The sequence below is a fragment of the Streptomyces sp. NPDC111606 genome, assembly GCF_055656945.1.
Genome location: NZ_JBVKBY010000002.1, coordinates 258,291 through 272,348, shown reverse-complemented (window position 1 = coordinate 272,348; position 14,058 = coordinate 258,291). Strand labels below are relative to the sequence as shown.

Below are 14,058 nucleotides of genomic sequence, written 5' to 3'. Positions count from 1 at the left end.
CTGTCGGTCGTACGACAGGGCCCCTTCCGTGTCACTGCAGCGGCCCGGCGACCTTCTCCACGGCGGCGACCAGCTGCCCGCCGCGCACGAACGCGTCGGCCGCGGCGAGGTCGGGTGCCAGGAACCGGTCCGGCCCTGCGCCCTGGACCCCGGCGTTCCGTACGGCGTCGATGACCGCCTGCGAGGCCGGTGCCGGGGCGAGCCCCTCCCTCAGTTCTATGGCGCGCGTGGCGGCGTAGAGCTCGATGGCCAGGACACGCGTGAGGTTGTCGACGGCGGTACGGAGCTTGCGTGCGGCCGACCAGCCCATGGAGACGTGGTCCTCCTGCATGGCGGAGGAGGGAATCGAGTCGGCGGACGCCGGAACGGCCAGCCTCTTCAGCTCGCTCACCAGGGCCGCCTGTGTGTACTGGGCGATCATCAGCCCCGAGTCGACACCGGCGTCGTCGGCCAGGAACGGCGGCAGCCCGTGGCTGCGGTTCTTGTCCAGCAGCCGGTCGGTGCGGCGCTCGGCGATGGAGGCGAGGTCGGCGACGGCGATGGCGAGGAAGTCGAGGACGTAGGCGACGGGCGCGCCGTGGAAGTTGCCGTTGGACTCGACACGTCCGTCGGGCAGCACGACCGGGTTGTCGACGGCGGAGGCGAGCTCCCGCTCGGCGACGAGCCGTGCGTGCGCCAGGGTGTCCCGCCCGGCGCCGGCGACCTGCGGGGCGCACCGCACCGAGTACGCGTCCTGGACGCGGGGCGCGTCGTCCTGGTGATGCCCGGTCAGCTCCGAACCCTTCAGCACGGCGAGCATGTTGGCGGCGGAGGCGCCCTGCCCGGGGTGCGGCCGGATGGCGTGCAGCTCGGGCGCGAGCACCTTGTCGGTCCCGAGCAGCGCCTCGAGGCTGAGCGCGGCGGTGACGTCGGCGGACTTGTAGAGCGCGTCCAGGTCGGCGAGGGCCATGACGAGCATGCCGAGCATGCCGTCGGTGCCGTTGAGGAGGGCGAGCCCCTCCTTCTCACGCAGCTCGACGGGCGCGATGCCGTGCGCGGCAAGCAGCTCGCCGGCGGGCTGCACGCTCCCGTCAGGACCTTCCGCCTCGCCTTCCCCCATCAGGGTGAGGGCGCAGTGCGAAAGGGGAGCAAGGTCACCGGAGCAGCCGAGGGAGCCGTACTCGTGGACGACGGGGGTGATCCCGGCGTTGAGCACGTCGGCCATGGTCTGCGCGACCTCCGGCCGTACTCCCGTGCGCCCCGAGCAGACGGTCTTGAGCCGCAGGAACATCAGGGCCCGTACGACCTCCCGCTCCACCCGCGGACCCATTCCCGCGGCGTGCGAACGAACGATGTTGCGCTGCAGCTGCGCCCGCAGCTCCTGGCTGATGTGCCGGGTCGCCAGGGCGCCGAAGCCGGTGGAGACGCCGTAGACGGGCTCGGGCTTGGCCGCCAGCGCGTCCACGATCCCGCGCGCCGCGGCCAGCGCCGCGACCGCCTCCTCCGACAGCTCGACGCGGGCCCCACCCCGCGCCACGGCAAGGACGTCGGACGCGGTGACCCCGGACGTCCCCACCACCACAGTGTGCATATCCATATTCAGGAGCGTACGCAGTGAAGACGAAGATGTCACTAGTGGGTGCGGGGTACACCCCTTACACACCGGTCGGCACCGGCCGACCGGTCACGGCAGCCGTCCCCGGAACCGCCGTCGCTCCACCGCGCCCTCACCGGAGGGCTCGGCGTCGGCGAGGCGTACGACCGGGTCGTCCGGCCCCTCCCGCCCGGCGACGACCGGCTTGTCGGCCAGCACGGCCTTGGCCTGGTACTGCGCGGCATCGGCCAGCCGGAACAAGCGCCGGGCCGAACCCACGGCCCCGATCGGATCCGCCGTGGACGCGACCCCGCACGCCACCCCCTCCCCGAGCTCCAACTCGGCGGCCCGACGGCACAGTTCGTCCGCGGCCTTCACCACGTCGTCGGCAGCCGGCCCGACGGCCAGCAGACAGAACTCGTCACCGCCGAGCCGCGCCGCGAGAGCGCCCGGCAGCATGGCGCCGCACAACGACAGAACCGACCCGAACCGCTCCAGCAGACGGTCACCCACCGCATGCCCCTGGGTGTCGTTGACCCGCTTGAGCCCATTGAGGTCACAGACGACAAGGCTGACCACGATCCCGTCCCTGCGATGCCGCTCGATGGCCTCCTCCAACCGCACATCGACGGCACGCCGGTTGGCGAGCCCCGTGAGCGCGTCGGTGAACGCCAGGCGCCGCGCCTCCTCCAGCCGCTCACTCTGCGCAAGGCCGGCGGCCACGACGGAGGCGAGCACGGTGGCGAAATCGGCATCCCCACGGCCGAAGACGGGAGCCCCGGCAGAGCGGGCGACATAGAGCTCCCCCCACGCCCGCCCGTTCAGCACGATCGGCGCGACGACACAGCACCCCCGCCCGCGACGCCGCAGGGCGGCGACGCGCTGATGGCAGTACCCGGGCTGCCCGGCGGCGGGACCGTCGGCCGTCTCCACCCAGGCGTTGGGCTCCCCGCCGGAGGCCCACCGTTCGTGCAGGAACTCGGTGATCTCCGGGAACTGATGCACGGGATAGGCCTCGTCGGTGGGGAACTCCTCCTCCCCCTGGGTGCGGTCCCCCACGTTCACCAGCACCCGCAACCGCCCGAGCTCGCGCTCCCACACCGACAGCGCGGCAAAACTCCCGGCCAGTGCCCGACACGCCCCGAACGCCGCCGCCCGCCAGGACTCACGCGGGGTGTGCACCGCCGCCATCCCCTGCGCCAACGCCACTACGGCCGCGAGCCGTGTGTCCTCACCCATCACTCCAGGTTAGGGAGGTTTGCCATGATTTGAGACTTTGGTGTGGCGAACGGGGACCTCCGCGCCGGCCTACGAGCCGAGGGACACCGTCACTCCCCCGGCCACTCGGGCTTCCGCTTCTCATTGAACGCGGCCACACCCTCCGCCCGGTCCCCCGAGAACGCCGTGGCCCGCCAGGCCGCGTCCTCGACCTCCAGCCCCGCCCGCAGGTCCATGCCGTGCCCCAGCCGCAGCGCCCGCTTGGCGGACCGCAGCCCGACCGGCGAGTTCACGGCGATCCGCGCCCCCAGGGCCAGCGCCTCCTCCCGGTCCTGCCCCTCCTCCACCAGCACTTCCAGCAACCCGAGCTCCCGGGCCTCGACGGCCTCGACCCGGCGCGCGGTGAAGATCAGTTCCGCAGCCCTGGCCGCACCCACCCGCCGCGGCAGCAACTGTGTGCCTCCACCCCCCGGAATCACCCCGACCGACACCTCGGGCAGCCCCACCACGGCCGTACGGTCGGCCACGATCACGTCGCACGACAGCGCCAGTTCGAAGCCGCCCCCCAGCGCGAAGCCGTGCACCGCCGCGATCGTCGGGACCGGCAACTCCAGCACCCCCGTGTACGCCGCCCGCGCCACCGGCCGCTGCCGCACCAGGTCCGCGTCACTGAAGGAGTTCCGCTCCTTCAGATCCGCACCGACACAGAACGCCCGCTCATGCGTCGAGGTCAGGACGACCGCCCGCACGTCGTTGTCCGCGCCCAGCGCCGCGCACGCCCCCGCGATGGAACGGGCCATCTCCGTCGACACGGCGTTCATGGCCTTGGGCCGGTCGAGTACGAGCTCCGCGACATGCCCGTGCCTGCGCACCAGCACGAACTCCCCGTACCGCTCCTCGCTCATGACACCCTCCGGTTAACGCGGGTTAACAACACTCGCCCCGATCATCGCAGCCGGACCCTTCCGGGGAAAGGCCCGTCGCGAGCGGTTCCCGAGTCGAGTCCCGACACCCCGTTCGAGTGACATCCCGCCCAACTCCCGCCCTACCGCCTACGACAGCGCATAACGTGCGCGAGCCACGGCGCATTGGGGGCGCGAGCTCGTTGGGAGGGTCGTGATGGGTGTGACGGCGGAAGAACCGCAGGCGAGAGGGGCGGCGGCGCGCAGTAGCGACGCGAGCCAGGCACCGGCGGACACCGAGGCGGTCGGCCGCCTCTTCGGCCCCCGCGGCCGCCATCGCCGGCCCCGGCCCCGCAAGGCCCTCCTCGCGGCCGGAGGCCTCGCCCTCGCCGCCGGCGCCCTGAGCCTCGTACGCCTGACCCCCGACTCCGACGTCACCGGCCTCGGCACGGCGGAAGCCGACCCCACGCCGGCCCCCGGCACGGATACGGACGGCGCGACCAACGCCGCCGCCACGATCCCGACGGCCGGCCCGAAGCCAAGCCCGTCGGCGACCTCCGTCATGGGCGGCCTGGGCACGACACCGACGACGGGCACGATCGTCGTGCCGACCACGAACAGCGCTGCCACCACGCCAGCCGGTGACCGGGGCCGCCCGGCGGACGCCGCCGCGGCGCCCACCCCCGCACCGGACCCACCGGCAACGACCGGTCACGCACAGCGACCGGCCCCGGCCCCGACCAAGACCGCGGCACCGAGCCGGACCGCATCGAACCCCCCGGCGCCACAGCCGGACCACTCCGACCACGGCAGCGTGTGCATCCCGATCATCGGCCTCTGCGTGGACCGCCTGGCCGGCGGCCGCTGAACGGCGCTCAGTCCGCCGGCAACGCCCTGCGCGTCAGCAGCCACGGCTCGACAACGCCAAGCCCTCGCACCGGCCGCTGCCACATCGGCTGAAGCGCGAACCGGTACACCGGCGGCTCCTCGCCCTCCTTCTCCGCCGCGACCGCGGCCTCCGCCGCCTCCGCCTCGGATGCCGGCGCCTCACCCGACCGGATGAGCTCCTCGGCGAACGCACTGTCGACGAGGACCGCGTCACGCGGAGCTATCGACGTCAGCCGGGAGGCGAGATTCACGGTCGTACCGAAGACATCGCCCATTCGGGTGGTCACCGTGCCGAAGGCGATGCCGACGCGCAGCTCGGGCATCGTCTCGTCGCCCGCCATCGTCTCGATGAGCCGCAGGGCGATCTCCGCGGCGACCGCCGCGTCGTCGGCCGAGAAGAGCACCTCGTCGCCGAGCGTCTTGACCAGCCGCCCTCCGCGCGCGGCCACCAGGTCGGCCGCGGTGGTCTCGAAGGCCTCGACGAGTTCGCCGAGTTCCTCCTCCTCCATCCGGCGGGTCAGCCGCGTGAACCCGACGAGGTCCGCGAAGCCGACGCACAGCCGCCGGTCGACCATCTCCTCGTCGTCGGCGGCCTGCACGACCCGGCCGGTCGCGGCGGCGAGCTGGCGGCGCCAGACGTAGACGAGGAACTCCTCCAGTTCGGGCAGGAGCAGCTCGACCAGGGGATACGTCACCTCGGTCCGCGTCATCCCCGGCTCCGGCGGCTCGGTGAGCCCCTCCAGGAACGAGTCGATCTGCCAGTCGGCCAGACGCGCGGTGGTCTGCCCGGTGGATCTGGCCACCTGCACGGCCATGGCCTCGCTGAGCAGTCCCGCCTCGACGAGACCGGCGAGGCGCCTGAGCGCCAGTACGTCGGCCTCGGTCAGCGCCTTGGCCTGCCCGATGTCGGCGAAGCCCATGGCCCGCCAGAACCGGGACGCCAGCTCCATGGAGACACCGGCGCTACGGGCCGCCTGAAACGGGGTGTAGCGCCGCTCGGCACCGAGAATGAGCTGTTCCAGGCGCAGCGCGAGCGGATCCTCGCCGGGGTCGGCGTCGGGGGAATCCACCCGGCCGTCCTCGCCCGCGCCGGAGCCCGTGTCGTCGACGGTCACGCCTGCTGCCCTTCCGATCTGCCGCGGTCAGTAATCGACCGGCCTTCACTTTACGGCAGGTGTGGGCCACCTCACTCCGGAAGCCCGGTAGGCGAAGTCACGCCAACCTCAAGTGCACGATGTCGCCTGCTCCCACCGGCTCCTGCACGCCCTCCGCCGTGGCCAGCACCAGCCGCCCGTCCCCGTCGATCGCGACCGCCTCCCCCATGATCGACCGATGCCCCGGGAGCTCGGCCCGCACCACTCTCCCCAGCGTCGCGCACCCTGCGGCATACGTCTCCTGGAGTTCGCTCACCACCGGATCGCCCGTCGCGGCCCGCCACCGCCCGTACCACTCCTCCAGCGAGCGCAGGATGCCCCGCAGCAGGGTGTCCCGGTCCGTGCTCACGGCTCCGGCGAGGGCCAGGGAGCCCGCCTGCGGCACCGGCAGCTCGTCCGCACGCAGCGTGACGTTGATGCCGACACCGATGACCACGCCTGCGTCGCCGGCCCGCTCCGCCAGGATGCCGCCGGCCTTGCGTTCCTCGCCGCCGACGGTCACCAGCAGGTCGTTCGGCCACTTGAGTGCCGTGTCGACGCCTGCCGCGCGCGACAGGCCAGTCGCCACGGCGACGCCCGTGAGGAGCGGCAGCCAGCCCCAGCGGGCCGCCGGCACCTCGGCGGGGTTCAGGAGCACGGAGAAGAACAGCCCCGAGCGAGGCGGTGCCGTCCAGGTGCGGTCCAGGCGGCCCTTGCCGGCCGTCTGCTCCTCGGCGACCAGCACCGAGCCCTCGACCGCCTTGCCGTCGGTCGCCAGGCCCACCAGGTCGGTGTTGGTGGAGCCGGTGCGCTGCACCAGCTCCACCTCGCGCCACAGCCCGCCCTCCCGGACAAGCCCGCGCCGCAGGGCGGCGGCGTTCAGCGGCGGACGGTCCAGGTCGGACCAACGGCTGTCGTCTGATGCATCTCGCGGCGTCATGCAAGCCACCCTAGGTGTGTGAAACGCCGCACTGCTGATTCGTAGGCCCCCCACTACTCTACGGATGAGTAACCGTCCCCCCTTTTGAGCAGGCAGGGAGCGCCATCCCGATGTCCGAGCCGGAAGAGCGTCACGAGATCCAAGGGATCGACATCCACACCACCGCGGGCAAGCTCGCGGATCTCCAGCGCCGTATCGAGGAAGCGACGCACGCCGGCTCCGCACGCGCCGTCGAAAAGCAGCACGCCAAGGGCAAGTTGACGGCCCGTGAGCGCATCGACCTCCTCCTCGACGAGGGGTCCTTCGTCGAGCTCGACGAGTTCGCCCGGCACCGATCGACCAACTTCGGCCTGGAGGCCAACCGCCCGTACGGCGACGGTGTCGTCACCGGGTACGGAACCGTCGACGGCCGCCCCGTCGCCGTGTTCTCGCAGGACTTCACCGTCTTCGGCGGCGCGCTGGGCGAGGTCTACGGCCAGAAGATCGTCAAGGTCATGGACTTCGCGCTGAAGACCGGCTGCCCGGTCATCGGCATCAACGACTCCGGCGGCGCCCGCATCCAGGAGGGCGTGGCCTCACTGGGCGCGTACGGTGAGATCTTCCGCCGCAACACCCACGCCAGCGGTGTGATCCCGCAGATCTCCCTCGTCGTCGGGCCCTGTGCGGGCGGTGCGGTCTACTCCCCCGCCATCACCGACTTCACGATCATGGTCGACCAGACCTCGCACATGTTCATCACCGGCCCGGACGTCATCAAGACGGTCACCGGCGAGGACGTCGGCTTCGAGGAGCTGGGCGGCGCGCGCACCCACAACTCCGCCTCGGGTGTGGCGCATCACATGGCCGGCGACGAGAAGGACGCCATCGAGTACGTCAAGCAGCTGCTGTCGTACCTGCCGTCCAACAACCTCTCCGAGCCCCCGGCCTTCCCGGAGGAGGCCGACCTCACCGTCACGGCCGAGGACCTGGAGCTGGACACGCTGGTCCCGGACAGCGCGAACCAGCCGTACGACATGCACGGCGTGATCGAACACATTCTGGACGACGCCGAGTTCTTCGAGACGCAGTCGCTGTTCGCCCCGAACATCGTCACCGGCTACGGACGCGTCGAGGGCCGCCCGGTCGGCATCGTCGCCAACCAGCCGATGCAGTTCGCCGGCTGTCTCGACATCGCCGCCTCCGAGAAGGCCGCGCGCTTCGTGCGCACCTGCGACGCCTTCAACGTCCCGGTCCTCACCTTCGTCGACGTGCCCGGCTTCCTCCCGGGCGTCGACCAGGAGCACGACGGCATCATCCGCCGCGGCGCCAAGCTGATCTACGCCTACGCCGAGGCGACGGTCCCGCTGATCACGATCATCACCCGCAAGGCCTTCGGCGGCGCCTACGACGTCATGGGCTCCAAGCACCTCGGCGCCGACCTCAACCTGGCCTGGCCCACCGCCCAGATCGCCGTCATGGGCGCCCAGGGCGCGGTCAACATCCTGCACCGGCGCACCATCGCCGAGGCGGAGTCGAGCGGTGAGAACCCCGAAAACGCCGAGGCGGTGCGCGCCCGGCTGATCCAGGAGTACGAGGACGCCCTCCTCAACCCCTACGTCGCTGCCGAGCGCGGCTACATCGACGCGGTGATCATGCCGTCCGAAACCCGCCGCCATGTCGTACGGGGCCTGCGTCAGCTGCGCACCAAGCGGGCATCCCTGCCTCCGAAGAAGCACGGCAACATCCCCCTCTAGGCCTGCTGGGAGCCGTCATGAACATCAAGGTCCTGCGGGGCAACCCGACACCCGAGGAGCTGGCCGCCGCACTGGCGGTGGTCCGCGCCCGCGCCGCGGCGGCGGCAGCCACGCCGCCCGGCGCACCCAAGCCGCGGGACGGGTGGTCGGACCCGTCCCGCATCGCCGCGCACCGGCTGCCGCAGCCGGGTCCGTCGACGTGGGCGCGCACGTACTGGCCCGGTTAGAGGGCCGCCCGGACGGCTTCGGCCATCACCTCGTACCCGGCGTCGTTCGGGTGCAGGTGATCGCCGAAGTCGTACGACGGACGCAGCCGGTCCGGGTCCGCCGGATCGGCCAGCGCCCGGTTCAGGTCCACCACCGCGTCGTACTCCCCCGAGCTGCGGATCCACTCGTTCAGCTCGTGACTCACCTTCGCCGCCCGCTCGCCCCAGTGGTCCGAGCCCCCGAACGGCAGCAGCGTCGCCCCGATCACCGTCAGTCCCGCCGCCCTGCCCTGCCGTATCAACTCCCGGTGCCCGGTGATGAGTTCCCCGGCCTCCACCACCGGCGCGGGCTTGTAGGTCGGCTGCTCGTCCGTCTCGCTGAAGCCGATGTCGTTCAGGCCGAGCAGGACGACCAGCGTGTCCACGCCCGACCGGTCGAGGACGTCCCGGCGCAACCGGTGGATACCCTTCTCGCCGTACCACGCCGAGTCGTTGAGCAGCAGGTTCCCGCCGATCCCCGCGTTCAGGACCGGCCGCCCCGTGCGCTCGGCGAGGACGTCCGACCAACGCCGGTTCGCACCCGGCGTCGACCCGAACCCGTCGGTGATCGAGTCGCCGAAGAGAGCCACGGCGTCCGTGCGGCCGGCGTCGACCTCCACGGCCGACAGGAAGTACCAGGACTCGGTCGCCGCGTCGAAGCCCTCGGCGCCGGGGTCCGCCGACCGGTCGCCCTCGCCCCGGTAACCGGTCGTGAAGGCCTGGGCGTGGAAGGTCGCGGGGCCGGTGGCTGAGTCGAAGTGGAGCGTGACGGTCACCGATTCACCGGCGGCGACGGCGAGGGGGACGTCGTCGCTGACCAGCTCCCCGCGTGCCGTCGTGCCGGAGGCGCGCCATGGATGCAGCACGCCCTGTGCGGCACCCCCGAAGGTGAGCCGCATGAGCGACCCCGGCTCCACGGCTGCCCCGTCGGCCGTACGGCCGACGCTCGCCCCCGCGACTCGGACGGGCGACGTGCCGTACGCGTGGGAGAGCCGCACCCGCACCCGGCCACCGCCTGCCGAGAGCCGTACGACCTGCCGCAGTGACTGGCGCCAGAAGCCCTCGCGGGACCAGTTGGGCGTGAAGCCCTCGCTGGGCTGCTGAGGTGATGCGGTCCAGGAAGTGGTGAACATGGCACGACCTTCCAAACGGAACTGGAATCCCTTTAGCTAATGGAACAGTAGCACCGTTTAGGGGAAAGTTGAGTATGCGTACTCAGGCGCCGCCGTGAACCGCCGACCGACGATGGAAGGCATGCTGTGGTCCGACCCCGAGAACGAGCCGCCCGAGGAACTGCGCGAGACGCAGGAGATGTTGCGGCGCCTGGGCGTTCTCATGGCGCTGGCCATGGTGCTCACGATGATCGTGCTCGGTCTGAGGTGAGTCGGGCCGGGCACGCCGATACGCTGACCGCATGACTGATCAGCCCCGCCGCCGGCTCGTCCTGGCCTCCCAGTCCCCCGCCCGGCTGAATCTCCTGCGCCAGGCGGGCCTGGCCCCCGAGGTCATCGTCAGCGGCGTCGACGAGGACGCCGTCACCGCACCCACCCCCGCCGAGCTGGCCCTGGCCCTGGCCGAGGCGAAGGCCTCCGTCGTGGCGGCGAAACCGGAGGTCATGGGCGCGATCGTGATCGGCTGCGACTCGGTCCTGGACCTGGACGGCCAGGCCCTGGGCAAGCCGGCCGACGCCGAGGAGGCCACGGCGCGCTGGAAGTCGATGCGCGGCCGGGCGGGCACGCTGCAGACCGGCCACTGCATCTACGACACCGCGACCGGCCGCTACACCTCGGCCACCGCCTCCACCGTCGTCCGCTTCGGCGAGCCGACCGACGAGGAGATCGCGGCGTACGTCGCCTCCGGCGAACCCCTCTACGTCGCCGGGGCGTTCACCCTCGACGGCCGCTCGGCCCCGTTCATCGACGGCATCGACGGCGACCACGGCAATGTGATCGGCATCAGCCTGCCGCTGGTGCGCCGGCTGCTGGCGCAACTGGGCATCGGCATCACGGAGTTGTGGGCGCCGGCGGAGGCGTGACCGGAGAGCCTCCTGCCGGAGAGCCTCCTGCCGGGGAGCCGTCGCCGCCCTTGCCCCCGTCGGGAGCGGCGTCGGCGGGCTCCTCGGGCGCCGTCCGGGCGTCGTACGTCATGAGCAGCAGCACTATCAGGCCGAGTACGACGACCATGAACAGGAACGCCGTCCAGCCCACCAGACCCCAGGCGAGCGCGCCCAGCAGCGCGTGCACCACGGCCGCGCTGATCAGCAGGATGCGGCCCAAGCCGGCCGGGGCGCGGTCGCGCACGGCCACGAGCAGGGCGACGAGGCCGCACAGCGCGAAGTAGGCGCCGAAGACCAGGCCGCCGACCTTCGAGGACACCGACATCACGTTCGGGTCGAGCCCCGCCAAGGACATGTCCTGACGGTCGACGACGACCCCGAGGAACCAGTTCACCGCTGCGATGCCGAGCGCCTCCGTGAAGAGGACGACCGCCACCACCCACGCCACCGGCCTGCGCACCACCGGCCCCCACCCACTTCCGAGCTCCGCGCTGTTACCCCAAGTACGTTCAACTACATCGCGAACGCTACTAACGGGTAAACCCAGGGACAAGGGTTCGGTCGAGGGCAAAGAATCATTGGGCCATTCGTAGGGATTCCACAAAGAAACCGAGTGGCCCGCAGCACGTGATGACAGAGACCTTGACCACAGAGGAGGGCTAGGGTTTTCCGGGAGAGACCTGCGTGCCGAGGCGCGACATGGGATTTCGCAGGTCGAGCGAGCCTGGAATCACGCTCCGTGTGGGCAAGCTCACCACTGGGGACGGGTCGATGTGGCGTGTCGGCAGTCCCTAAACTCGGCTTGTTTCAAGGAGGGAGCCTCAATCGTGCGCAAGGTGCTCATCGCCAACCGTGGCGAAATCGCTGTCCGCGTGGCCCGGGCCTGCCGGGACGCCGGGATCGCGAGCGTGGCCGTCTACGCGGATCCGGACCGCGACGCTCTGCATGTCCGCGCTGCGGATGAGGCGTTCGCCCTGGGCGGTGACACCCCGGCAAGCAGCTATCTGGACATGGACAAGGTCCTGAACGCGGCACGCGAGTCGGGCGCGGACGCCATCCATCCCGGCTACGGCTTCCTGTCGGAGAACGCCGACTTCGCCCAGGCCGTCCTGGACGCGGGCCTGATCTGGATCGGCCCGCCCCCGCAGGCCATCCGCGACCTGGGTGACAAGGTCGCCGCCCGTCACATCGCCCAGCGCGCCGGCGCCCCGCTCGTCGCGGGCACGCCCGACCCGGTCTCCGGCGCCGACGAGGTCGTCGCCTTCGCCGAACAGCACGGCCTGCCGATCGCGATCAAGGCCGCCTTCGGCGGCGGCGGACGCGGCCTGAAGGTCGCCCGCACGCTGGAGGAAGTGCCCGAGCTGTACGACTCGGCGGTCCGCGAGGCCGTCGCGGCATTCGGACGCGGCGAGTGCTTCGTCGAGCGCTACCTCGACAAGCCGCGCCACGTCGAGACGCAGTGCCTGGCCGACACCCACGGCAACGTCGTGGTCGTCTCCACCCGTGACTGCTCGCTGCAGCGCCGCCACCAGAAGCTCGTCGAGGAGGCCCCCGCGCCCTTCCTCTCCGACGCCCAGGTCGCCGAGCTGTACTCCTCCTCTAAGGCCATCCTCAAGGAGGCCGGCTACGTCGGTGCCGGCACCGTCGAGTTCCTCGTCGGTATGGACGGCACGATCTCCTTCCTCGAGGTCAACACCCGCCTCCAGGTCGAGCACCCGGTCACCGAGGAGGTCACCGGCATCGACCTCGTGCGCGAGATGTTCCGCATCGCCGACGGCGAGGAACTCGGCTACGACGACCCGCAGCTGCGCGGCCACTCCTTCGAGTTCCGCATCAACGGCGAGGACCCGGGCCGCAACTTCCTGCCCGCCCCCGGCACGGTCACCACGTTCGCCCCGCCGACCGGTCCGGGCGTCCGCCTGGACGCGGGCGTGGAGTCCGGCAGCGTGATCGGCCCGGCGTGGGACTCGCTGCTGGCCAAGCTGATCGTCACCGGCGCCACCCGCGGGCAGGCCCTGCAGCGGGCCGCGCGTGCCCTGGCCGAGTTCCAGGTCGAGGGCATGGCCACGGCGATCCCCTTCCACCGCGCGGTCGTCAAGGACCCGGCCTTCGCGCCGGAACTGACCGGCTCCGGCGACCCGTTCACGGTCCACACCCGCTGGATCGAGACCGAGTTCGTCAACGAGATCAAGCCCTTCGCCGCCCCCGCCGACACGGAGACGGACGAGGAAGCCGGCCGCGAGACGGTCGTGGTGGAGGTCGGCGGCAAGCGCCTGGAGGTCTCCCTCCCGTCCTCGCTCGGCATGAGCCTGGCCCGCACCGGCCTTGCCGCCGGAGCGAAGCCGAAGCGCCGCGCGGCCAAGAAGTCCGGCCCCGCTGCCTCCGGTGACACCCTCGCCTCGCCGATGCAGGGCACGATCGTCAAGGTCGCCGTCGAGGAAGGCCAGGAGGTCAAGGAGGGCGACCTCATCGTCGTACTCGAAGCGATGAAGATGGAACAGCCGCTCAACGCCCACAGGTCCGGCACCATCAAGGGCCTGTCCGCCGAGGTCGGCGCGTCGCTCACGTCCGGCGCGGCCATCTGCGAGATCAAGGACTGACGCCACACGGCACACGCCTTACGGCATCCGAGGCGCCCGGCGGACTGGAACGTACAGTCCGCCGGGCGCCTCGTTGCAGGTGGGCGCGATGGCATCCTGGAGGCACGCCGAGGGCGCGTGAGAGGGCAGGTGAGAGTCATGGTGGGCGCGACCTCGCGCGAGAGTGCGGGGAACTCAGGCGCGGCGACGACGCCGACCGCCCAGCCGCGTGCCATGCGCGCTGATGCCCGCCGCAACCATGAGCGCCTGCTGGCCGAGGCCCGGTCCGCCTTCGCCGCCCATGGCACGGACGCGTCCCTGGAGGACGTGGCCCGCCGCGCGGGCGTCGGGATCGGGACGCTGTACCGCCACTTCCCCAACCGCGACGCGCTGTTGAGCGCGGTCTTCGAGGACGCCGTCGGCGACCTGCTGACCCGCTCCCGCGAACTCCTGCACGCCCCGGAACCCTGCGCGGCCCTGGTGACCTGGCTGCGCGAGATGGTCACCCATGCGGGCGAGTACCGCGGCCTGGCCAGGTCCCTGATGTCCGTCTCGTACGACAACACCTCGGCCCTGGCCCAGTGCAGCGGCCCGATCAGGGAGGCGGGCGGCGCGCTGCTGGCACGGGCTCAGGAGTCGGGTGCCGTGAGGCCGGACGTCTCGATCAGCGACCTGCTCCAGCTGACCCACGCGATCGCACTGGCAGCGGAGGAGACGCCGGGAGACCCGGACCTCGCGGACAGATTGCTGCATTTGACGCTGCGGGGACTGAAGCCGGCCTAGGGAGCGAG

Annotated in this window: 14 protein-coding genes; 7 read left to right on the top strand and 7 right to left on the bottom strand. The window is 71.6% G+C overall.

What is annotated here, in order from left to right:
• Positions 1 to 31 precede the first annotated feature (31 nt).
• The 3 genes from hutH to ACZ7M7_RS09130 all read right to left on the bottom strand — a co-directional run bounded on the left by hutH (position 32) and on the right by ACZ7M7_RS09130 (position 3,696).
• Positions 32 to 1,570 (bottom strand): histidine ammonia-lyase, encoded by a 1,539-nt coding sequence (hutH, locus tag ACZ7M7_RS09140; RefSeq protein WP_472115202.1) that lies wholly within the window; start codon positions 1,568 to 1,570, stop codon positions 32 to 34.
• Positions 1,571 to 1,663: 93 nt separating this feature from the next.
• A complete protein-coding gene (locus ACZ7M7_RS09135; RefSeq protein WP_383633563.1) occupies positions 1,664 to 2,812 on the bottom strand; it encodes a GGDEF domain-containing protein in 1,149 nt (382 codons plus the stop codon).
• A gap of 89 nt (positions 2,813 to 2,901) precedes the next feature.
• Complete coding sequence (locus ACZ7M7_RS09130; protein ID WP_383603691.1) at positions 2,902 to 3,696, bottom strand: enoyl-CoA hydratase/isomerase family protein; 795 nt, start codon at positions 3,694 to 3,696, stop codon at positions 2,902 to 2,904.
• A gap of 214 nt (positions 3,697 to 3,910) precedes the next feature.
• Between ACZ7M7_RS09130 and ACZ7M7_RS09125 the strand changes: the two genes are divergently transcribed.
• Positions 3,911 to 4,561 (top strand): hypothetical protein, encoded by a 651-nt coding sequence (locus tag ACZ7M7_RS09125; RefSeq protein ID WP_472114373.1) that lies wholly within the window; start codon positions 3,911 to 3,913, stop codon positions 4,559 to 4,561.
• Positions 4,562 to 4,568: 7 nt separating this feature from the next.
• On the opposite strand, the gene ACZ7M7_RS09120 is transcribed toward ACZ7M7_RS09125, so the two are convergent.
• Both ACZ7M7_RS09120 and ACZ7M7_RS09115 read right to left on the bottom strand, forming a co-directional pair.
• The gene (locus ACZ7M7_RS09120; RefSeq protein ID WP_383603696.1) at positions 4,569 to 5,696 is read right to left on the bottom strand and encodes an adenylate/guanylate cyclase domain-containing protein; all 1,128 of its coding nucleotides are present in this window, start codon (positions 5,694 to 5,696) and stop codon (positions 4,569 to 4,571) included.
• A gap of 97 nt (positions 5,697 to 5,793) precedes the next feature.
• Positions 5,794 to 6,654 carry a biotin--[acetyl-CoA-carboxylase] ligase gene (locus ACZ7M7_RS09115; protein WP_383603699.1) on the bottom strand — a complete coding sequence of 287 codons (861 nt, stop codon included), beginning with the start codon at positions 6,652 to 6,654 and terminating at the stop codon, positions 5,794 to 5,796.
• Between the two features lie 110 nt (positions 6,655 to 6,764).
• On the opposite strand from ACZ7M7_RS09115, the gene ACZ7M7_RS09110 reads away from it, so the two are divergent.
• Both ACZ7M7_RS09110 and ACZ7M7_RS09105 read left to right on the top strand, forming a co-directional pair.
• A complete protein-coding gene (locus ACZ7M7_RS09110; RefSeq protein ID WP_383603702.1) occupies positions 6,765 to 8,387 on the top strand; it encodes an acyl-CoA carboxylase subunit beta in 1,623 nt (540 codons plus the stop codon).
• Positions 8,388 to 8,404: 17 nt separating this feature from the next.
• Positions 8,405 to 8,614, top strand: coding sequence for an acyl-CoA carboxylase epsilon subunit (locus tag ACZ7M7_RS09105; RefSeq protein ID WP_328879672.1), 210 nt, complete (start codon positions 8,405 to 8,407; stop codon positions 8,612 to 8,614).
• Here ACZ7M7_RS09105 and ACZ7M7_RS09100 read toward each other — a convergent pair.
• Positions 8,611 to 9,765: an SGNH/GDSL hydrolase family protein gene (locus ACZ7M7_RS09100; RefSeq protein WP_472114369.1), complete on the bottom strand. Its 1,155-nt coding sequence runs from the start codon at positions 9,763 to 9,765 to the stop codon at positions 8,611 to 8,613. The two genes, ACZ7M7_RS09105 and ACZ7M7_RS09100, sit on opposite strands and share 4 nt — an antisense overlap.
• Before the next feature lie 121 nt (positions 9,766 to 9,886).
• On the opposite strand from ACZ7M7_RS09100, the gene mmpB reads away from it, so the two are divergent.
• Positions 9,887 to 10,015 (top strand): morphogenic membrane protein MmpB, encoded by a 129-nt coding sequence (gene mmpB, locus ACZ7M7_RS09095; protein WP_328424162.1) that lies wholly within the window; start codon positions 9,887 to 9,889, stop codon positions 10,013 to 10,015.
• A gap of 31 nt (positions 10,016 to 10,046) precedes the next feature.
• A complete protein-coding gene (locus tag ACZ7M7_RS09090) occupies positions 10,047 to 10,667 on the top strand; it encodes a Maf family protein (RefSeq protein ID WP_383603708.1) in 621 nt (206 codons plus the stop codon).
• Here ACZ7M7_RS09090 and ACZ7M7_RS09085 read toward each other — a convergent pair.
• Positions 10,636 to 11,151, bottom strand: coding sequence for a hypothetical protein (locus tag ACZ7M7_RS09085; protein ID WP_451171889.1), 516 nt, complete (start codon positions 11,149 to 11,151; stop codon positions 10,636 to 10,638). The two genes, ACZ7M7_RS09090 and ACZ7M7_RS09085, sit on opposite strands and share 32 nt — an antisense overlap.
• Positions 11,152 to 11,515: 364 nt before the next feature.
• Between ACZ7M7_RS09085 and ACZ7M7_RS09080 the strand changes: the two genes are divergently transcribed.
• Together ACZ7M7_RS09080 and ACZ7M7_RS09075 are read left to right on the top strand one after the other, a co-directional pair.
• Complete coding sequence (locus ACZ7M7_RS09080; RefSeq protein WP_451171886.1) at positions 11,516 to 13,288, top strand: acetyl/propionyl/methylcrotonyl-CoA carboxylase subunit alpha; 1,773 nt, start codon at positions 11,516 to 11,518, stop codon at positions 13,286 to 13,288.
• Positions 13,289 to 13,501: 213 nt separating this feature from the next.
• Positions 13,502 to 14,050 carry a TetR/AcrR family transcriptional regulator gene (locus ACZ7M7_RS09075; protein WP_383616348.1) on the top strand — a complete coding sequence of 183 codons (549 nt, stop codon included), beginning with the start codon at positions 13,502 to 13,504 and terminating at the stop codon, positions 14,048 to 14,050.
• Positions 14,051 to 14,058 lie beyond the last annotated feature (8 nt).